This is a genomic window from Paracoccus aestuariivivens, from assembly GCF_009711225.1.
GTDB lineage: Bacteria > Pseudomonadota > Alphaproteobacteria > Rhodobacterales > Rhodobacteraceae > Paracoccus > Paracoccus aestuariivivens.
In genome coordinates this window covers 1-20,414 of the sequence record NZ_WMIE01000032.1, presented here as the reverse complement: position 1 = coordinate 20,414, position 20,414 = coordinate 1, and the positions used below count along the sequence as shown (strand labels likewise).

Below are 20,414 nucleotides of genomic sequence, written 5' to 3'. Positions count from 1 at the left end.
GCGGCGATCACCATGGGGCCGACGACGCGCTCAACCACAAAGCTGGCGGAGGAGGCCCCATGGGCGGCGACGAAAAACGCGCGGCCTGAAAACGAAGACGAGTGACAACTCCTTTGACAAACACCGCGGCAGCATTCACCGAAGCTGCCCCTTAGGCTCCGTGCAGCGAAATCCGCTGCAATAGCTTGATCTGAGCCGCCACTGCTAGAGGGCTTGTCGGAAGGGCGGGAAGTGGCCTGGCCGTGACGTGGCTGCCGCAGAAAATTTGGGAAAGAAGTCATCCGCGCGCGCCGCAGCGGGTGCCCAGCACTGCAACCCAAGGTAATGCCCCTCTGCTCTAGCGGGGTTCAGAAATAGTCTCTGGGCGGTCGATTGGGTAGGCTAGGCTTCGGGACAGCCTGACCCGCCTCAAGTGGCGTCACGAACCCAATCCAGCGTGCCCGCCAGCAGTTCATCGGCCAGTCCAGGGTCTTCCACCGCGCGGGCCATGATCATCGCCCCGACCATGGCCGACCAGCTGCCGATGGCGCGTCGGCGAAGGTCTGCGGGCGCGATCACGGTCGTGCTGTCACGCTGCATGGCGGCTGCGATGTGTGCCAGTTGCGCCTCGATCCCGGCGGCCATCGCCTGCCGGGCCTCGGCGGATTGATGGCGCAGGTCCGAGGCCAGCGCGGCGGTCGGACAGCCCTGGCCGCTGGCATCGCGGTGGCGGGGCGACAGATAGCTTTCTGCAAAGGCCGCGAACCCCTTGGTGCCCTCGCTGCCGGTGGTGGCATGCGAAACGGTTTGGGCGATCAGCTCATCCTTCGATGCGAAATGCCCGTAGAAGCCGCCATGTGTCAGGCCGGCGGCCTTCATCACCTCGGCGACCGAGACCGCGTCAAAGCCCTTTTCACGAAATAAAACGGCGGCTTCTGTCAGGATGCGGCTGCGGTTCTCGGCCATCTTCTCGCGAGAGACTTTCATCTCGGATCCTTTCCCTAACTTCGCCCCTTGACTTTATGATGATCATCATCATGTTTAAATCAATCATGATCATCATCATGAATATAACGCACCACATGCCGGAGTTCAATGCGATGACTACACCGAAAACCCTGATCACCGGCGCCTCTGCCGGGATCGGCGCTACCTATGCCGAACGTTTCGCGCAGCGTGGCCATGATCTTGTGCTGGTGGCGCGCGATCAGGCGAAGCTTGATGCACTGGCGGCGCGCCTGCGCAGCGAGACGGATGTCAGCATCGAGATCTTGCGCGCCGATCTGACCGATGCAGCTGATCTGGCACAGGTTGAGGCAAAGCTGCGCGAGGATGCCGCGATCACCACCCTGGTGAACAATGCCGGGGCCAGCGTGGCCGGGGCCTTCACCGCGCAGCGGCCCGAAGACATCTCGCGCCTGATCGCGCTGAATGTCACGGCGGTGACACGGCTGGGCCATGCCGTCGCCCCCCGGTTTGCCGCCTCGGGCGGAGGCACGATCATCAACATCGCATCGGTCGTCGGGCTGGTGCCGGAGTTTTCCATGTCGGTCTATGGCGCGACCAAGGCCTTTGTCCTGTTCCTGAGCCAGGGACTGCAGGTGGAACTGGCGCCATTGGGCGTGCGGGTGCAGGCGGTGCTGCCGGGTGCTACGGGCACCGAGCTTTGGGACAAGGCGGGCTCGGATCCCGCCAAACTGCCGCCGATGATGACGGTGGCCGCGCTGGTCGATGCCGCGCTGGCCGGGCTGGACGCGGGCGAGGCCATCACCATCCCGCCGCTGTCCGAGGCGGGCCTATGGGACAGCTATCAATCCGCGCGTCACGCGATGTTGCCGGGCTTTGGCAATACCGTCCCCGCTGCACGCTACCGCGCCTGAAAGGACCGAACCATGACCAACCCTTTGTTCCAGCCCTATGATCTGGGTGGCATCCGCCTCGCCAACCGCATCGTCATGGCCCCCCTGACCCGCAGCCGCGCTGGTGCTGGATTGGTCCCGAGCGACCTGTCCCCCACCTATTACAGCCAGCGCGCCAGTGCCGGGCTGATCATCACCGAGGCAACACAGGTCTCGGCTCAGGCGCAGGGCTATCAGGACACGCCCGGCCTTTACACGCCCGAGCAGATCGCCGGCTGGCGCCGCGTGACGGACGCCGTCCATGCTGCAGGCGGCAGGATCTTTGTTCAGCTCTGGCATGTCGGCCGGGTCAGCCATGTCGAGCTGTTGGGCGGCGCGCAGCCGGTTGCGCCCTCGGCCATCGCGGCTGAAACGCGGACCTTCGTGAACAACGCCTTTGTTGCCCCCTCGATCCCGCGCGCGCTGGCGCTGGACGAGATCCCGGGGATCATCGACAGCTTCCGCCAGGCAGCGGCAAATGCCATCGCTGCCGGCTTCGACGGGGTCGAGATCCATGGCGCGAATGGCTATCTTTTGGACCAGTTCGCCCGTGACGGTGCGAACAGACGCGATGACGCCTATGGTGGGTCGATCGAAAACCGCGCTCGCCTGATGTTGGAGGTTGCGGCCGCAGTGGTGGCCGAGATCGGGGCCGGGCGCACCGGCATTCGCATCTCGCCGGTTTCGCCAGCGAATGGCATATCCGACAGCGACCCGCAGTCTTTGTTCGATCATATTGTTGCCGGGCTCAATGCCCTGAACTTGGCCTATCTGCATGTGGTCGAGGGGGCGACGGGTGGCCCGCGCGATGTGGTGCCCTTTGACTTTGCCGCGCTAAAAAGCCGGTTCGGAGGCGCCTGGTTGGCGAACAATGGCTATGATCTGGATCTGGCGACCGAGGCCATCCGGGCAGGATCGGCAGATCTGGTGTCTTTCGGGCGGTCGTTCATTGCCAACCCCGATTTGGTCGCACGGCTGCAGGCCGGTGCGCCTCTGGCCCAGCCCGACCCATGAAAGCCTGGCTTCTCGACCGTTACGGCAAAGGACAGAGCCTTCGAATGGGAGAACTGCCCGACCCAGTACCCGGTCCCTACGATGTGCTGGTGCGGGTCCATACGGCGGGGCTGAACCCGCTGGATCTGAAGCTGCGCGATGGCGCCTTCAAGCCGATCCTGCCCTACAAACCGCCGTTGATCCTCGGCCATGATCTGGCGGGAGAGGTGGTGGCCGTTGGCGCGGAGGTCGCTGGCTGGCAGATCGGCGACCGCGTGATGGCACGGGTCCGCGATGGACGGATCGGCACTCTGGCTGAGTTGATCGCGGTGGATGCCGCCGATCTGGCCCTGATGCCTGTCGGTCTCACCATGGCCGAGGCAGCGTCGCTGCCACTGGTCAGCCTGACCGCCTGGCAGGTGCTGGTGGAGTTGGGCCAGATCGGGCCAGGCACCAAGGTGCTGATCCATGCCGGAACCGGCGGTGTGGGCAGCATGGCAATCCAGTTGGCCAAACACCTCGGCGCGCATGTCGCCACCACAGCCAGCGCTAGGAACGCCGACCTGCTGCGCGATCTCGGGGCCGATCAGGTGATCGACTACCGGACGGAGGACTTCGCTTCGATGCTGTCAGGTTACGATCTTGTGCTGTGCAGCCTCGAGGGCGAGGTGCTGACGAAATCGGTTGGTGTGTTGAAACCGGGCGGCAAGCTGATCTCGATCTCTGGCCCGCCAACGCCGGAATTTGCCAAGGTCGCGGGGCTGAATCCGATCCTCGGCCTGATCTTCCGTCTGATCAGTCGGGGCATCCGGCGCAGGGCGAAGGCGGCGGGTGTCAGCTACCATTTCCATTTCATGCGCGCGGATGGCGGTCAGCTGAGCCAGATTGCCCGGCTGGTCGCGGCGGGGGGCCTGCGTCCCGTCCTCGACCGGACCTTCCCCTTTGCCGAGACCAATGACGCGCTGGCCTATCTGGAGACGGGCCGCGCCAAGGGCAAGGTCGTGGTGACCATGTCCGCCAATTCAAAGGAATGACCATGCAATACAAGCCTTTCGGCCGCACCGGCCTGCAAATCTCGCAACTTGCACTTGGCACCGGGAACTTCGGCACCGGGTGGGGCCATGGTGCCGACCCCGAGACCAGCGCCGCCATCCTGAACGCCTATGCCGAGGCGGGTGGCAACCTGATCGATACCGCAGATGTCTATCAGTTCGGCCAGTCCGAGACGATCCTCGGCACGTTGCTCGAAGAGCGGCGTGATGACTTCGTCCTCGCCACGAAATACACCAATGGCGCGGCCCCCGGTGCGAACCGCCTTGTCCTTGGCAATAGCCGCAAGGCCATGGTGGCCTCGGTCGAGGCCAGCCTGCGGCGGTTGAAGACCGACCGGATCGATATCCTCTGGACCCATCACCCCGATGGCGTGACCCCGGTCGAAGAAATCCTGCGCGGCTTCGATGACCTCGCGCGCGCGGGCAAGATCCTCTATGCAGGCCTGTCGAACTTTCCCGCTTGGCAACTGTCGCGCGCCGTGACCCTGGCCGAATTGACCCGCAGCCTGCCCATCGCCGTCGTTCAGGTCGAACACAGTCTGGTTCACCGTGACCCCGAGGCCGATACCTTCCCCGCTGCCCGGGCCCTTGGCCTTGGGGTCGTCACCTGGTCGCCCTTGGGGGGCGGCATGTTGACCGGCAAATACCGGACAGGCGAAAAAGGCCGGGCCGAGGGCATGGGCGGCAAAGTCTTCCAGGCAGAGAACAGCGTGCAGCGTACGGCCGTGCTCGACACCGTCCTGGCCATCGCCGCCGAGACCGGGGCCAGGCCTGACCACATCGCCATCGCCTGGGCGATGGGACATGGCACCGTACCGATGATCGGCCCGCGTAACATCAGCCAGCTGACCAGCAACCTCGGCGCGCTCGCGGTCACCCTGACACCAGAGCAGATCGCAAGGCTGGACGCGGTCAGCACCCTGCCCAACATCCCCGCCCGAGCAGCTTGAAGCAACAGATCATGAACCGTGAGATCAACCTTGCCCATCCCATCCGTCTGCACCGCAATAACGAGTTTCGTCCCGTCGAGTAATCAGTTGCAGAGCAGCTGATTACCACCCTCCAACCCAAAACGGCTGTTTTGGTGTAAGTTTTTCGACGCGGGCTACGGCATGAGTGTGCCGATCAAAACTGGGTCCGCGTTGGAAAACTACACCATTTCTGCCGGTCGAGCACCGCAGATGCTGCGCGGCGTCTTCCCCTAACCGGCCGTTCAACCAGCCTCGCAGCGAAAACGGCACTAGCGCGGGGCGCGATGCGGGGCATTGCAGCGACGGCTTCTTTCGCCTCCTCCTCTACCGGTGTCTGTTTGTCTGGCCTAATTGATGGGCGTTGTCCCCGTCGGTGGTAATCTTACCCAGGCCAGTTGCTCTACTAACGACCCACCGGAGTGACCACATGCATTGGAGCCATATGTGGAGGCATCAGATGTTCAGGAAACTCTCTCTCGTCGCATTGGTTTTCTCTGTTACGACGGGATCGGCTCTTGCAGATAGCAAACCGCTGTCTCCGGGCCATGTCCAAGAGGCTGCGATCATGGGCCTCAACCCGCATGTCTTCAGTCGCATGGATATCGCTCAGATCGCAGCTGAAACGACCTGCCGCGACCAGTATGAGCGGATGCGCTATATTCTTCAGAAGAAGGAGAAGGCTGGAGAAGAGATCTCTAATCCTTTCACCTCGAGCCGATGGCTAACGCCTGGTGGATGCAGAGTAACGGTCGAAGGTCGGTGACGGCCTGAAGGGTCGGGCTGACTCCTGTTGAGGAGTTTCTGAATTCGCAGCAACCTCATTCGCTGCGCTTCGCATCGATGGCCGCAATGTAGAATGCCGCCGTGCCGCATTAGCCAAGTCCGAGCGGCCGCTTCGGATCCGACCAACATGCTGCGGTGCGGAAATTAGCGGATTTGGCTGAGGCCGACCGCTGACCTTTGGATAGGGAAGACCGGTCCATCACCTCGCTATCGTCCTGAACCCGTCGCGCCCTCCCGCGGATGAGTTCTATCTATTGTGCAGCATCGTCGCGACCACTGCAAAGTGGACAGACCGATCAGCGCGTCGTCACCATCATTGACCGATGCGGCCGGACTGGTACGCTTTTAGATTAAGGGAAGCGAACCGTAGCGCGATCCTTATGGCTGTCTGATTATCTGAGCCGCCCCTCGTCATCGACGAGCCTCAGTATCGCGTCGCCGTCCGCACCCCAACGCCACAGGACGATGTTGAAGTCATCGGACCCGGCGCCGGGCGCGAAGCTTCGCACCTGCATGCCCGCATAGCCCTCGCCGATCAGCCGTGCGGCCATAACCTGCGTGGGCGCGCGGCCCTCTGCCAACATCCGGCTACGCCAGTCAGCGGCGGCGAGTGTCGCCGGGTCGATCTCGGCAGCCGCCAAGTTCGCCGGATCCGTCGCATCGAAGATTCGTTCGATCCGCGCGTCATAGGCGACGAGCGTGGTGGGTTGCAGCGTTCCGATCTGGTTCGCCTCGCGGATCGCAGTAACGATGCTGCGCGCGGTGTACAGCGCTGGCGTGCCCTTCGCGTTGAAGCGCCCACCAAACCGGCGTGCACCTTCGCCAGACAACGGCTCGCGCGCCCAGACCGGGTTCAGCGCGCGGTAGAGGAGCCCGTCGTAGCGCATCAGGCGTGGATGCCCGCCTCGACCGCGTCGATGTAATCCATTACGTCGCCCGCCCGCCCGTCCCGCACCAACTGCATCGCGGTGAACCCGCTGAACCCTGGAAGCGGCTCCGACCGATACCAGGCATAGGCGATGAGCGAAGATCCGAAGCGCGGTTCCACACGGTTCAGGATCTCCACCATCTCGCGCAGCCGCTTCTGGGTTTTGGCGCTGGCAATGCGGTCGGGCCGCATTACCGCATCGCGGCCAAGGCCAACTGTGCGCGCAACCTCGTCCCGAGTGGTGCGCAGGGCCTCGGCAATCCGGCCGGGCGCGAACTGCCCGGCTTCGGCGAAATTCTCGAGTTGCATCCGAACCTCCACATCAACTGCCCAAATATGACGTCAGTATGAGTGTAATTCAAGTGCCTGCTACGTCCGCCGGCGCATTTGCCCCACCGCGCCCCAAGCGATCAGAGCGGCCACTCGCTTCATCTGCACATTTCTTCGCTTTCATTTCACGATTATTCCAGTATCATCGAATAATGGAAAAGAATCGCACTCTCGACGCGCTGTCTGCACTTGGCCAAGAAACCCGGCTCGATGTGTTTCGTCTGCTGGTCCGTGCAGGACCGCAGGGGCAAGCCGCCGGTGAAATCGCCGAGGCGCTTGGTGTCCGGCCTAACACCCTGTCGAGCAACCTGAACATCCTCTCCGTGGCAGGTCTCGTGCGTTCGACGCGCGAGGGCCGCTCGATCCGCTACTTCGCCAACATGGAAACGATGCGCGATCTGCTGGGCTTTCTGCTGGAGGATTGCTGCGGCGGACAGGCAGAGCTTTGCCAACCCGTTCTTGAGCAGATCGCTTGCAAATGCTGAGCGCGTCTCACCCGCACTCTAAGTAAAATCCGAAAGCTGGCCCATGACTGAAACCTTGCAAACCGAGGTGCGCCCCCTCGGAACCTTCGAGCGCTTGCTTACCCTTTGGGTGGCGCTGGCGATGTTTGCCGGGATCGCCCTTGGTGCGGTCGCGCCGGGACTGGTCGGCGCGGTGGCCGGGGCCGAGATCGCGCGGGTCAACCTCGTCGTCGCCGTGCTGATCTGGGCCATGGTTTATCCGATGATGGTCAATGTCGACTTCGGTGCCGTTGCCGGGGTCGCGCGTCAGCCCAAGGGGCTGCTGATCACGCTGTTAATCAACTGGCTGATCAAGCCCTTCACCATGGCGCTGCTGGCGGTGCTGTTCTTCGAGCATGTCTTTGCACCATGGATCGCGCCCGAGGACGCGCAGCAGTATATCGCGGGGCTGATCCTTCTGGGCGCGGCACCCTGCACGGCGATGGTCTTTGTGTGGTCGCAATTGGTGCGGGGCGATGCGACCTATACGCTGGTGCAGGTCTCGGTGAATGATCTGGTGATGGTCATGGCCTTCGCGCCCATCGTTGCGCTGCTGCTGGGCGTGACCGAGATCGCCGTGCCGTGGCAGACGCTGGTCCTGTCGACGGCTCTTTACGTCGTGCTGCCCTTGGCGGCGGGCCTCGCGACCCGTCGCGCGTTGGGATCGCAGGCCGCCATCGAAGCCTTTTCACATCGCATCAAGCCGTGGTCGATCATGGGGCTGATCGCTACCGTCGCCATCCTTTTCGCCCTGCAGGGCGAGGTCGTCCTGAACCGTCCGCTGATCATTCTGCTGATCGCCGTGCCGATTGTGATCCAGAGCTATGCGATCTTTGCGCTGGCCTATGGCGCGGCCTATGCCATGCGGGTGCCGCATCGCATCGCCGCCCCCTGTGCCATGATCGGGACCTCGAACTTCTTCGAACTGGCGGTGGCCGTGGCGATCAGCCTGTTCGGGCTGCATTCCGGCGCGGCGCTCGCGACCGTCGTCGGCGTGCTGGTCGAGGTGCCAGTCATGCTGTCCTTGGTGGCTTTCGCCACCCGCACCCGCAACAGTTTTGCCTGAGGAAGACTATGATCGTCATCCACCACAATCCCGACTGCGGCACCTCGCGCAACGTGCTTGAGATCATCCGCGCCTCGGGGGCCGAGCCCATCGTGATCGACTACCTCGCCGAGGGCTGGACTCGTCCGCAGCTTCTGGCTCTGTTCGCCGCTGCCGACCTGACGCCGCGACAGGCGTTGCGGGTCTCGAAATCCCCGGCCGCCGAATTGGGCCTGCTGGATGAGGACATCAGCGACGAGGCTATCCTGGACGCGATGCTAGAGCACCCTGTGCTGGTTAATCGGCCCATCGTCGCCTCGCCGAAGGGCGTGCGCCTCTGCCGTCCCTCGGAAACCGTGTTGCCGCTGCTCGACCGGCTGCCGCCCGGCCCCCTCTACAAAGAGGACGGCCAGATGATTCTGAATGAAAAGGGCGAAATCCTTGACTGACCTGCCGAACATCAAGCCCGACTACTTCCATCCGATGGATGCCGACGCGCTTTTCTCCGCCACCCGCAGCACGCACAAGCCCCGTATCCTGCTGCTTTATGGTTCGCTGCGCGAACGCAGCTTCTCGCGGTTTGCGGCTGAGGAAGCCGCACGCATCCTGAACGCCTTCGGAGCCGAGACGCGCATTTTTCACCCTAACGGCCTGCCCTTGGTCGATGAGACCTCCGCCGAGCATCCCAAGGTCGCCGAGTTGCGCGACCTCGTCGGCTGGTGCGAGGGCATGGTTTGGTCCTCGCCCGAGCGGCATGGCGCGATGTCAGGCGTGATGAAGAACCAGATCGACTGGATACCGCTATCGCTGGGCAGTGTGCGTCCGACGCAGGGTAAGACGCTGGCCGTGATGCAGGTTTGCGGCGGCAGCCAAAGCTTCAATACGGTGAACCAGCTGCGCATCCTTGGCCGATGGATGCGGCTGCTGACGATCCCGAACCAATCCTCGGTTGCCAAAGCTTGGGATGAGTTCGACGCGACAGGGCGAATGAAACCTTCGGCCTATTACGACCGCATCGTCGATGTGATGGAAGAGTTGACCCGCTTCACTTTGCTGACCCGTGACATCCGCGAGCATCTGGTCGACCGCTACTCTGAACGCATCGAAAGTCATACGGAACTGTCGAAACGGGTTAACCAGAGCAAGGCGGTCTGACCGTCACGATCATAGAAGTACTTCGCAAATGGGCGGTAGCGTGTCCCACTTGAGCCGGTCTTTTCGTGACTGCGCTCGCTGCACCCCACATGGCAATCTGGTGTTCAGGAAGGATCGAAGGCAGTTCAAGCGGCGGGTTATTGCCAATGCAGTAAGCAAGAGGTGCGTATTGGCATCCTCGCGCGTTAACTCTCGTCCAAAACATGGGGAGCGGAGCGATGAAGATCGCATACAGATTGATCGCCGCGGGAATGGCACTAGCCGCTCTTGGCGCGGAACCCGTTATCGCTGATCCAGGCAATGGCAACGGTCACGGTAACAAACACGGGAAACCGCAGGTGCGCGCGAATTTCGATAATGGCAAGCATGGCGATGACCGTAGACGGTCCTATTACGCCGAATGCCCGCCCGGACTCGCAAAGAAGCAGCCATCCTGCGTCCCACCCGGCCAAGCCAAAAAATACGGCAACCGCGTTGGCGACGTCCTTCGTGTCGGCGATTACATCGTTGTCCGTGACCCAAGCCGCTATGATCTGGAGCGCCGTCGCGGCTGGGATTACTACCGTAACGACAACCGAATCTATCGCGTCGACAGTGGGACGAGAAAGGTCTTGGCGGTCATGAACCTAATCGACGCCTTCGCCAATTGACTACTGTGCATCTGTTCTGCGCGCGCCGTGGTGAGAGCTTGAACGACGGAAACGGATCACTGCTGCTGTAGAAATGCATTTGCTGCGCTCTCCCCGAGTGGCGGCAACGGGCTCAGCCAGTCACTTGGCAGTCTGAGCCGTTCGGCACCGCGCACAATCAGCACGGCGGCATGACCCTGACTGATCCCGAGACGTTCACCGATCTCGGCGGTAGAGAGGCCGGATTGCGACAGTTCCCAAGCGAGCTCCCAGCGTTTGAGGGGTCTTGCTTCGATCATGATAGTTCCTCCCGCGTGCCGCCCGAATATGCACATGGGAGGCCGATCGTCGTTGACGTATGTCAATCTTTTGCAACGAAATTGCGACGGCATGGGCGAAGGAAACGGGCATCGCGGAACGCGCTCGGCCTGTCGTGGCTGGTGGGCACAAGATTCACGACTGGGCACCGAGAGGGTCGGCGAAGCCTACTGAAGATCAGCAAGTTTCTGCCTGAAGTGCTAGCGGCGGGCATTTTGCCCTCAAGCAACGGCATACCTGCCGTTCGCTGCGGGTGCATGGTGAACGATGCGTTCTCGAGCTCCCACGTCGCAAAGGGCGGCAAGCCGACCACTGCGGTGCGGCATGACAGCCGCAGAAAAACTGCGAGAACGGCCGCTCAGGCGGAGCGCAGCGAGAAACGGTGCCGTGCGACAAAGATCGGGCGGTGAGCCGACCTTCGGCCGTGCGGCACTGCACTCGCAGCATTCTGAGATAGCAGCCATTCGTGTGCGTCGCAGCGAAAATTGGGCCTTCACAGACCCATCGGGCGGTTTGCTGCCCACCGCGCTGCGGCACCGCAGCCGCAGCATGATTGCGAAAGCAGCCCCTCAGGCGACGCGCGGCGGGAACGGCGCTTCACATTCTAGATCGGGCGGTAAGCCGACTTTCGGTGGTGCGGCGCTGCATTCGCAGCAATCTGAGATAGCAGCCATTCGTACGCGTCGCAGCGAAATTTGGACCTTTATGGCCCATCGGGCGGTGATCTGCCCGCTGCGTTGCGGCACGACTGCCTCTGCATGATTACAGAAGCAGCCGTTCAGACGGCGCGCAGCGGGAAACGGCGCATCACATCCCAGATCGGGCGCTAAGCCGCTCGCCGCGATGCATCAATGATAACCAGGGGATGGTTGCGAAAGCAGTCGTTCAGGGGGCGCAGAGAAGGACCTATTAGACGAAGTTTTACTCTGGTATCGCCTGAATCCTGAAGAGCTCTTCCAGCACTGGGTCATTGCGCCTAGCGGGGATTTGCTCGCTCAGCAAAGCACGCATTGTACCCGGCGTAGTGAAAAGCTCGGCCAATGCGGTATCAACCTTTAAACGTGTCTCGAAATCGCCGAGCCGTACTGCGATCGCATAGGGTTCATAAGTCAGGCTTTGTTTCGAGATCTGGTGTGTCTCCGCAAGTTGCGGTAACTCTTCCAGCATCGATTCTAGGATCTCCCGGTCGGCCAGATAACCTTGAACCTCGCCGTTCGCCAATGCCTCTTGTGCCTCCTCGTGGCTTTCGAATTCGAACTCTTTTAATATAAACTGTCCGCTGTTGCCGCCAATGATGTTGCCTGCCCGAGCAGCCGTCTCGACGGTAGTGCCTTTCAGATAACCGACAATAACCGACTTGCCGGCATCTTCGATTTTTTTGGGATAGAGAAAGGCAGCACCGGTGAGAAAGGTGTAATAGCTAAAGTCTGCCTGTTGTCGCCGCTTCAACGTCACCGAGGTCGCTTCGCACAAAAGATCACAATCGCCGCGGGCCAGCCGCGCGAAGCGGTCCTCCGCGGTGACCGCTACCATCTTCACCTCCACATTTAGGCTGGCGGCGACTCGCCTGCAAAGTTCGATTGTGTAGCCGGCCGGTTCGCCCTTTGCGTCGAGATATGAAAACGGCGCTGTGTCTTCGCGGTAACAGATCGGCAGCAGAGCCTCGGCAGCGGAGACGTGTGGCGCGGTCAGCGCAAGTACGACAATGCCCCGTCCTAGCACGACGAGCATCCTGGTATGGTGTTGCAATCTCTCGAGTAGCCACAACAACCGCCGCAGCAACACCAGATGGTGAGCGGCTCGGGCCCAAGCTGCGATAGCTGGTAGGTGCCGTCCCGGGCCGTCTTCGCTTCGTGGCAGATGTGGGTGTCGCCGCTCAACGTCAATCCCGCACTGGTGATAAGCATCAGCAAGGGGTACCCAATTATTCCTTTCAGCATCAATCGCACCTCTCTGTTCTGTGTTGGCTGTTCAGAATCCTCGTATCGGTAGAAAAAACATTGGCCATGATCAGATGTGTGATGTGATCGGCCATCAGTGCCAGATCGACTCCCATCGCCTCTTTCGCCTGCCGGACAAGTTCACTGTCCTTAATCTCATCGAAGAGAATCGACCGCCAGACGATGTACTCATGGAAACCGCAGATCCGATACATTATGCCTTCGCGCAAGCGTTTGTTAAGAATATCGGGATCGACCATACCGAGATTCCGATATTCATCACTGGTCTTCAAGTCATTGAATAGATCAAAGAGCTTAAGCTCCAGCTTCTGGGCAAGTGGAGCTAGGTCAACAATGATCTCGCCGGCATTGGTGATCTCGTTATTGCCGGCACAAACTGCGGAGAGTTCGATATCGTTAAAGAGCGGCGCAGTCTTGAACACATCGACGGGCGAACGTGCTTGCGTGATCTGGAACTGGCGGAAAACCGAATGTCGGCGTGTCGAGACTTCGGCGAGCGCATCGTCGGCGTCGGCGGCGACCACATCATCTAACGCGGTGACACTGCCGCGCGCAGCGCGTCCGAGTGTCAAAATGGCACGCCGGTCGTCATCGCATTTCATGATGCTGACGATTGGCTGGGTGACATTGAAGAGCGCCCGTGTCACACGCTGCACGTTCTCGGTCGGCTGGTGGATAGTGTTGACGGCCCAAAGATTTCGGAACCGAGCGTCCGCAGCTGCAAGCGTCACGACCTTGATCCGCTCTAACCGGTTATAGGCGGTTTTTTTATGCAGCGTGCAGAGGCTGAAACGGACCGGCTCCAGATAGGCAGAGCCCTTGTCTGCCTTCGCGGCATCGAATCGCATCAATACCGTGTAGAGTCGCGCCTCGCGCTCTTTGCAGGCAGGAAGGCTCCCGAGGTCGGTCAGATTTAGGTGTATTGCCAGTGGATCGAAGGGTCCGGGCGGATCAGATTGGTATTCGAACATTTCGCGCAGTGCCTCGCTCGCCCTGTCCAGATCGGCTGGTTCCTCGCTACGCAGATAGGACTGGTAGCCCGAAAGAAAGGGCCAGTGCTGATCGTGCTCGGTGATCCGATATTCATCGAAGACGCTGCACCCGGTGTCGGTCTGTTTACAGACTTTGAAGACCCCGGTCGCAGTTGCGAATACATAGCCAATATCTGGCGTGATCGGCTCGATCGCTTCGTGATCGAGGAACACCCGCAATCCCTGTTCGGTCAGGAAAATCGTACGCGTCTCGCCGTCGATGGTCACGTCCCGCTCTGGCTGCAGCATCATGCCGGTCGGGAAGTATAGCGCCTTCAGCATCTTGCCTGTTCTACAATCTATCCATCGAGCAGGACCGGTGGTGACCGTCACCCAGTAGTCTGCCACTTCAATTAAGGAACTCGATGAGGCTTCGATCAAAGGTGTGGCGATTTGAGCCGCGGTCGGAAATTCGTTCTTTCGCAGGCTGATCTGCTCGCGCAGGATCTGGGTGCAAACATCGTTCATGGCCAACTGCTCGGCCAGTATAGTGGCGGTCCGATCGCGGCGCGTTGTATCTTGGTTCGTTAGCCAGCGTAGGATATCCTCAGGGAACTGCTTTGCCGGTACAAATAGGGTTGAGATCTGCTGACCTTGGCGGTCAAAGCTTTCGGCGGCAATGATCCCAACTAACCTGCCATCTATTAGGACCGGCCCGCCTGACATGCCTTTCTGGGTATTCTGCCCCGACTTCATCCTGCCGCTCGCGTCGACAGTCTCCGAGATTACTTTGCCCACGCTGCGGTCGGCGGTGGGACTGCCGTCCGGATGGAAGCCGTAGCCCACCACTTCAGTATCCTTTGGAATATCGATCAGGCCGGCGAAAGGGATCGGCACGAAAGTCAGGATCTCGTGCTCGTCGAATTGCATCATGACTATATCGAGATTTTCGGGCACAACGCGGAAAGTGAGTTTTCTCAAATCGTTCGGGTTGATCCGCGTTCCGATGGCGCCCCTGCAATCTCCATTGTTGGCATGGGCGCGCTCGACCACATGTTTTGCGGTCAAAAGCCTGCCTTCGGCATCGATCACTGCGCCGCTGCCTTGGCCTGTGACCTTGCCACTTACCGTGCATTCGATGTAGACTGCAGATCTGGCGTCGAACTCTTGAGAGCGGGCGGCCTGACCAAGGCACCACGCGGCAAGCAGCATAACAATGAGCGCCCGGCACCTCACTTGTCGATCCAATCGGAAATGATGGCCAGGCGTTCGGGCGTGAGCGGCGAGAACCCGTTGTTGGATTTCCAAGGCTCTTCCAGTCCGAAATACGTATTTGTGTGGATGCCCACTAGTGTTTTGTTGTCGGCCGAGACGTAAATCGGAGCACCGCTTGTTCCGCCGTACGTGTCGGCACGATGAAATCCCTTCCGGGCCTGCATTTCGCGGATCCAGTCCTTGCTGAGCCATTGCATCGCGCGCGGGTCGCGGTCCGAGGCATAGCCCTGCACCGTGATCTCCAGACCCACCTCCTCTTCGCCAAGGGCGCGCATAGCAAACCACCCCGTCTCCTTCCCAATCTCGCAATCGAGCTTAATCAGGCCCAAATCGCTCTCATGGAGTTCGGTGTGCGAGGTCGCGGCGAGCCAGCCGCCCATAACTTGCGCGCTCAAGGCCTTGCAATCTCCGAAATTGATCGAACCTCCGACCCAGCCCGGCACGACCACGAAATCCGAATATGGTGCACCCTTGACGGTGCCGGAATGGATGCAATGCGCTGCCGTCAGCACCGCCTTTGGCGCGACCATTGCGCCAGTGCAGGACTTTTCTTCGCCGTACTTGTTTTTGAAGAGTATATATACCGTGCTACTAAATGGGTGGCTGAGGGGATCAAACTCCAGTGTCGCAGCGAACCGGTCGTCGTCGCCAATAACGCCGTACTGGACGACCCCGCTGGGCGGATTCTCATTAAAGTCGCCGACCGGCGCGTATTCGGGATAGATCGGGGTCGCCATTGCGAGAAGTGCCGCTAGTTGCTCGGACGGCTCGGTGCTGGTGGCTGAAGGCGCGGTCGATGGCCCCCCTGCAGTGGCGGTGACCCTTCCAGAGGATGCCTCGAACCCGCTCGCTGAGCGAACAATCACCGCGCCGGTCTTCAAGTCGATACGCACCGTGGCGTCACGGTGTAGAAGGTTCAGCAATGCTGTATCGTCGGGCCCGGCCTGACGATGCCGCCATTGAAGCGGGTCTAATAGCGCGTCTTCGGTAGCTAGGTCCAATTCACCTGTTTCCCTGAGTCCATTTTCTCGCTGAAAGGCAAGAATGGATTCACGGCGCGCATTACCTGCGTTTTCCAGCGCCAAACTCGCGGGATCGAGGAATCCGGTTTCCTCAAGGATTTCGTCGAAGGAGGCTACGTCTTGACTTCCTAGCGTCGGTACCAGATCACCGTTCGCTTCGAAGCCTAATAACTCCCTGTCACGCAGCGCCTCGTTCCAGATTTTGTTAAACCAGGCCTTTGACTGGGCAAATCCGTTTGCTGCCGGACCGTTGACAAGCACCCTCACCTTCAGTCGGTCATGGGAATCGGCGGCCTTGTTGATTGCGTTTCGGCTCCAGAAGGCGAGTGCGGCAGCCAAGGCGACGTCGGAATCACGGGCCAAGTCGGGGTCGGCAGCAATATCGAGGCCGCTTTGTTCGAGGCTTTTCAGGCCTCCCGTCTCGGTCATCACTTGAGCGAGAAAGTGTGCCATCCGCAGGCGCGTGTTGATTCCGTGCGCTTCCAAATTTTCACGCGAATCGATAATATCGTGAATATACGATTCTTTTGCGAAGGGTGCGATCTTTCTAAGATCTTCGGCAGTTATTAATGGCGGTTCTGCCTTCGCTGGTTCGGAAAGATAGACCGAAGTCAAGAGCGTAAATAGCAATTGCCTAAACGGCGGTATCATATTGCCTCCTTGAGATCAAGAGACGGATGTCGCTAGTTAGACGCAGGGTCGATAAACCAGACGAAATTCGACTCTTCCAGCGCATCCGGATCGATTGCGAGAGTGATCGAAGGTTTGACATATTTATTTAATGCTGGTGAGATATTTCCCAGATATGGATGGATTTTCGAAAGCATTTGGTTCACTAATCTTCAGGGGCGCAACTTCCCGCACCGTCATCGCCGTGCCCTTCGGTTGATGAATAGTTATTCCTGTATGCCGTTGCTTCCGGTATACTGTCCTTACATAACGGCAGCGTAACGGAGTATAATTACCAAACCAAATCCCTCGTAGGTTTGGGTCGTATTTTTGTACCAAGCCAGAGTCATCAATCCATTGACGACAACTGAGACTTTTCTCCCCGCTGCTCTTAGTTATTTTCGCGGATGTGCGCATCACGACCACATCTTACCGATTAATATCTTGTCTCCCTGCGACAAATTAGAGTTCCAGCCAACGACATCTTCCGGATCTATCACGTGCTCCCTGGGGACGGGATAGTGCATGATCGAAGCGGCATCATAGGCTGTCCCGCGAACTTCATTTCTGGTGTATTGATTGAGGATGTTGCGATCGATTTTCTCTTTTGACCAGCCATATTTCTTTTCGTAATAGTCGTATACCGCAGGCTTGTTCCAGCTAATATCGGATCCTGGAACATGATGCTCATGAACCAGGCCTAAGGCATGTCCGAATTCATGAAGTGTGACACGGCGTAGATCGGTCGTTGAAACGCTGCCCTCCCATCCAAAACTCATTGTGTGGCCATCATTGGCGTATCCCCACCGGCAATCCGTTCCAATATAGGAATAATGACCTTGACCCGGAGCGAAGCGCGCGTAGATGTCCGCGCCGTCCCGCACATTGACCCGCTTGAATTTGAGCTTCATGTATGGCTCCCAGCCCTGAGCCGCCCTGAAGACGTGATCAGCAATTGGGGGATTGGTCAGGAATGCGACGCGGATTTCCCTCCTGTCGGGATTCCATCTCTTGCGCAAGGAATAAGATGCTTCAAAACCCATGTCGTCATTTTGTGGCGCATTCCCGCCCCATTCGCTTTCGGCGATCTTATCCGACGCTAACTGGTCATCCGCCGTCATAATGGCGCAGGAAGGCATCGATTCTGCAACTTCTTGGGAAAAACTGTTTGAGGCACACATAAAGCATGAACATGCGGCCGATGCGCCAATGAAGAAACGTCTATCCACAATTAACCTCACAACAATGAAACACTCGACGACGTTCTCACGGCTTTGTGATTCCATCAAGGAAATACGTCGGACACCACAATGCGATGCTGCTAAGGGGATAGTCGGCAAGTGACCTTATCCCGTGACCCAAGACTGGGAGTTAATTTACTCTCGGCGTGGGGGGGATGGGCAAGGATTGGACCAACAACGGTGGTGCCACGATGCTTTTGGCAAAAATCATCGCGCGCGGGCAGCACCGGAATGCCAATCGAGAAATTTGTGGCGGTCAGACTGGTCGAACCGCTTGGCATCGGGGACACCGCAGGGACGACGGGGTGCCGTGGCCGCACGCGGGGCTGATACTGTCGCCGCGTGATCTTGCAAAGTTTGGCCAGTTTTTGCTCGACGGTGGTCGCTGCATCGGCCGGCAGGTGGTGCCAGAGGCTTCGATGGAGGCTATGACCAAGCCCGCGCCGACCACGGATGATTCAGGCCGCCCGCTTCAGCCAGACCTGCTAATTTCCGCACTGCGGCATGTTGTTCGGAGCCCAGATTTACAAAACTGTACGGCGTACCAAGGGCAGCTGCCCCGCAGAACCTGACGGTCGTTGCAGATTTACGGATCGACGCAACCCATGATAAATTTTTCCGCGCCGTGCGAATTTTACGAAACCGCCCCTCTAACATGAGGGATTGAGTTGAAACTTCATGCAGATTGTCGGAGACACCTGCTAGATCGACGGAAGTGTGTGCCTTACCCGATGCACGTTAGAGGCAGACATGCAATCTTAAGCCGCAGGTCGCTATATATAACGAAGGTCATTTGGTTTCCATTTACCTTCTGAACCTTGGATCTATCTGGTGCAAAAGTTCTTTTTCGAGGATTCGAATGATCTTCGCCGTGAAATTGAAAATCTGAACGAAGTTGCCCTGCCAATGTGCAGTGCTCTGTGGAATTTCAGAAAAACGATTGCGGGAGAGTATGCCGACAATGAAAGCGTTTCATCCGACTATTTGCAAAAAAAATACAATGACGCACCAAATACTCGAAGCACTGCAAATTTACTGCAAGCCTTTGTTGATACCAGTTGGGAAGATCAACTAAAAATCGTATCCGAACTATACTTGATTGGTATTATTTCAATATATGAATACTGGACGGAAAGACTAACATCCGAGATGGGAAAGCTGGACCTTTTCATTAAGTTGCAATTCCCAAGCAATGCAACAGGGACGAGTGGGATCTGGTTTTCATTACAGGAAATGACGGTTGTAGAAAGTAGTACGATTCGAGAGGCAATATACCCATCGCTTGTGGGGGCTTCAAAGTACTCGATCCGCAATTTAGAAGAACTTCTGAAGTGTTTTAGGTACTTCAAAGAACTTCGAAATTGCCTGCTACACAGGGGAGAACTTTGCGACGGTAAGCTCTTTGGCGCTCAGTCTGAATTCCTGCCCATCGCGAACAGAAGCGCGCTCGGCATGACATTCGTTCCGGATTTTCGTAGGTTGTCTAATCGCCATCCGCACGTCAAGGCTGCTGGGCAGCAGAACGTCCGCCGTGCCGCAAGGGTGGCAGCACGCAGCGCAAATCTTAAGTGCGGGACCGGGGCCGTGTCCGGCTCGTTGCGCAGAAATGTCCGGGTGCCGGGAGCAGGGTTGTCTCCGCGGTCGGCATGTGCCGTCGCATCATGGTCTTCGCAGGCACGGCCTTCCTGTGTTCAACGCGCAGTCTATCCTGACAGCTGCAGCCAATCTAAACGGAATGGCCAGACCCACGTCCGCGGCAGGGACGGCGCAGCACGCATGTGCCGGTCCCGGCTGGCGGGCTCCGGTCTAAATTGTCGCGGGTTCTCCGGACGGCTTGAAGGCTTCGCCGGTCTTGAGCATGCTGTGTATGATCACCGCCAGCTTGCGTGCGACGGCCACGGCAGCGCGCTTGAGCCCGATACGTTCCTTCAGCGCCAGGCCCCATGTCCGGAGCACGCTGTCGTTCCGGACCCTGCTGCGCGTCAGCATCACGACTGCAGCCTCGTAGAGCAGGCTACGCAGATGTCGGTCGCCCCTGCGGGAAATGTGGCCGTCATAGTCGACCTCTCCCGACTGGTATCGGCGCGTGGTCAGCCCGAGCCACGCCCCAACGGAGCGCGACCGTCGGAAATTGCCCGGGTCTTCCACTGCGGCGGAAAATGACAGGGCCGTCACCGGCCCGATGCCCGGGATCGTCATCAGCAAGACCGCTGCCTTGTCGTGCCTCGCGGCAGCAAGCAACTGCCGGTCGAACTCGGCCGCGTGGCTGCGCATGTCGCGCCATGCCCCGAGTAGCGGCAGAATGATCCGCGCCAGATCATCCCTTCCGTCGAGAAGAGCGCGGACATTGGCCTCGAAGACCCGGCCCTTGCCCTTCGGCACAATCAGCCCGAACGTCTTCATGACGCCCCGGATCTGGTTGCTCAGCTGGATCGACATACCGACGATCTGGCTGCGGATCGCGATCAGCGTGCGCGCCAGCATCGAGCCGAACGCCTTGACGCGGACTTCCTTTTAGAACCCAGCCTCTGCGATCCGAGCAAGGCCGTCTGCATCATTGGCATCCGGTGTTTGTCAAAGGAGTTGTCACTCGTCTTCGTTTTCAGGCCGCGCGTTTTTCGTCGCCGCCCATGGGGCCTCCTCCGCCAGCTTTGTGGTTGAGCGCGTCGTCGGCCCCATGGTGATCGCCGC

Annotated in this window: 18 protein-coding genes and 1 pseudogene; 10 read left to right on the top strand and 9 right to left on the bottom strand. The window is 59.4% G+C overall.

Annotated features, from left to right (window positions below):
• Positions 1 to 408: 408 nt before the first annotated feature.
• The gene (locus tag GL286_RS21195; protein ID WP_155097563.1) at positions 409 to 966 is read right to left on the bottom strand and encodes a TetR/AcrR family transcriptional regulator; all 558 of its coding nucleotides are present in this window, start codon (positions 964 to 966) and stop codon (positions 409 to 411) included.
• 77 nt (positions 967 to 1,043) lie between these two features.
• Here GL286_RS21195 and GL286_RS21190 point away from each other — a divergent pair, with 77 nt between their 5' ends.
• From GL286_RS21190 to GL286_RS21170, 5 genes are all read left to right on the top strand, one after another.
• Complete coding sequence (locus tag GL286_RS21190) at positions 1,044 to 1,859, top strand: SDR family NAD(P)-dependent oxidoreductase (RefSeq protein WP_246185056.1); 816 nt, start codon at positions 1,044 to 1,046, stop codon at positions 1,857 to 1,859.
• A 12-nt stretch (positions 1,860 to 1,871) separates the two neighbouring features.
• Positions 1,872 to 2,891: an alkene reductase gene (locus GL286_RS21185; RefSeq protein WP_155097562.1), complete on the top strand. Its 1,020-nt coding sequence runs from the start codon at positions 1,872 to 1,874 to the stop codon at positions 2,889 to 2,891.
• 44 nt (positions 2,892 to 2,935) lie between these two features.
• On the top strand, positions 2,936 to 3,904 hold the full coding sequence (locus GL286_RS21180; protein WP_246185055.1) for an NADP-dependent oxidoreductase: 969 nt from the start codon (positions 2,936 to 2,938) through the stop codon (positions 3,902 to 3,904).
• Between the two features lie 2 nt (positions 3,905 to 3,906).
• The gene (locus GL286_RS21175) at positions 3,907 to 4,872 is read left to right on the top strand and encodes an aldo/keto reductase (protein WP_155097560.1); all 966 of its coding nucleotides are present in this window, start codon (positions 3,907 to 3,909) and stop codon (positions 4,870 to 4,872) included.
• Positions 4,873 to 5,350: 478 nt separating this feature from the next.
• Entirely contained in the window at positions 5,351 to 5,656 is a 306-nt protein-coding gene (locus tag GL286_RS21170; protein ID WP_155097559.1) for a hypothetical protein, read from the top strand.
• Positions 5,657 to 6,068: 412 nt separating this feature from the next.
• Here GL286_RS21170 and GL286_RS21165 read toward each other — a convergent pair whose 3' ends face one another.
• Positions 6,069 to 6,563: an RES family NAD+ phosphorylase gene (locus tag GL286_RS21165; RefSeq protein WP_155097558.1), complete on the bottom strand. Its 495-nt coding sequence runs from the start codon at positions 6,561 to 6,563 to the stop codon at positions 6,069 to 6,071.
• Positions 6,563 to 6,913, bottom strand: coding sequence for an antitoxin Xre/MbcA/ParS toxin-binding domain-containing protein (locus GL286_RS21160; protein WP_155097557.1), 351 nt, complete (start codon positions 6,911 to 6,913; stop codon positions 6,563 to 6,565). The genes GL286_RS21165 and GL286_RS21160 overlap by 1 nt, the downstream gene beginning before the upstream one ends.
• A gap of 173 nt (positions 6,914 to 7,086) precedes the next feature.
• Between GL286_RS21160 and GL286_RS21155 the strand changes: the two genes are divergently transcribed.
• The 5 genes from GL286_RS21155 to GL286_RS21135 all read left to right on the top strand — a co-directional run bounded on the left by GL286_RS21155 (position 7,087) and on the right by GL286_RS21135 (position 10,287).
• The gene (locus tag GL286_RS21155; RefSeq protein ID WP_155097556.1) at positions 7,087 to 7,419 is read left to right on the top strand and encodes an ArsR/SmtB family transcription factor; all 333 of its coding nucleotides are present in this window, start codon (positions 7,087 to 7,089) and stop codon (positions 7,417 to 7,419) included.
• Between the two features lie 43 nt (positions 7,420 to 7,462).
• On the top strand, positions 7,463 to 8,503 hold the full coding sequence (gene arsB, locus GL286_RS21150; protein ID WP_155097555.1) for an ACR3 family arsenite efflux transporter: 1,041 nt from the start codon (positions 7,463 to 7,465) through the stop codon (positions 8,501 to 8,503).
• Between the two features lie 8 nt (positions 8,504 to 8,511).
• Positions 8,512 to 8,931: an arsenate reductase family protein gene (locus GL286_RS21145; RefSeq protein ID WP_155097554.1), complete on the top strand. Its 420-nt coding sequence runs from the start codon at positions 8,512 to 8,514 to the stop codon at positions 8,929 to 8,931.
• Positions 8,924 to 9,637 (top strand): arsenical resistance protein ArsH, encoded by a 714-nt coding sequence (gene arsH / locus GL286_RS21140; RefSeq protein ID WP_425496108.1) that lies wholly within the window; start codon positions 8,924 to 8,926, stop codon positions 9,635 to 9,637. Before GL286_RS21145 ends, arsH begins: the two co-directional genes overlap by 8 nt.
• A gap of 218 nt (positions 9,638 to 9,855) precedes the next feature.
• Positions 9,856 to 10,287: a hypothetical protein gene (locus tag GL286_RS21135; protein WP_155097552.1), complete on the top strand. Its 432-nt coding sequence runs from the start codon at positions 9,856 to 9,858 to the stop codon at positions 10,285 to 10,287.
• Positions 10,288 to 10,343: 56 nt separating this feature from the next.
• Here GL286_RS21135 and GL286_RS21130 read toward each other — a convergent pair whose 3' ends face one another.
• The 6 genes and pseudogenes from GL286_RS21130 to GL286_RS21105 all read right to left on the bottom strand — a co-directional run.
• On the bottom strand, positions 10,344 to 10,565 hold the full coding sequence (locus GL286_RS21130; RefSeq protein WP_155097551.1) for a sigma factor-like helix-turn-helix DNA-binding protein: 222 nt from the start codon (positions 10,563 to 10,565) through the stop codon (positions 10,344 to 10,346).
• Positions 10,566 to 11,505: 940 nt separating this feature from the next.
• A complete protein-coding gene (locus tag GL286_RS21125; protein ID WP_170295347.1) occupies positions 11,506 to 12,306 on the bottom strand; it encodes a transporter substrate-binding domain-containing protein in 801 nt (266 codons plus the stop codon).
• Positions 12,307 to 12,523: 217 nt separating this feature from the next.
• Positions 12,524 to 14,728 carry a S1 family peptidase gene (locus GL286_RS21120; RefSeq protein WP_155097549.1) on the bottom strand — a complete coding sequence of 735 codons (2,205 nt, stop codon included), beginning with the start codon at positions 14,726 to 14,728 and terminating at the stop codon, positions 12,524 to 12,526.
• Positions 14,729 to 14,748: 20 nt separating this feature from the next.
• Positions 14,749 to 16,464, bottom strand: coding sequence for a trypsin-like serine protease (locus GL286_RS21115; protein ID WP_155097548.1), 1,716 nt, complete (start codon positions 16,462 to 16,464; stop codon positions 14,749 to 14,751).
• Positions 16,465 to 16,898: 434 nt separating this feature from the next.
• On the bottom strand, positions 16,899 to 17,768 hold the full coding sequence (locus GL286_RS21110) for a M12 family metallopeptidase (RefSeq protein WP_155097547.1): 870 nt from the start codon (positions 17,766 to 17,768) through the stop codon (positions 16,899 to 16,901).
• A gap of 1,761 nt (positions 17,769 to 19,529) precedes the next feature.
• A pseudogene (locus GL286_RS21105) lies at positions 19,530 to 20,288 on the bottom strand (IS110 family RNA-guided transposase); the annotation flags it as partial.
• Between the last annotated feature and the right edge of the window lie 126 nt (positions 20,289 to 20,414).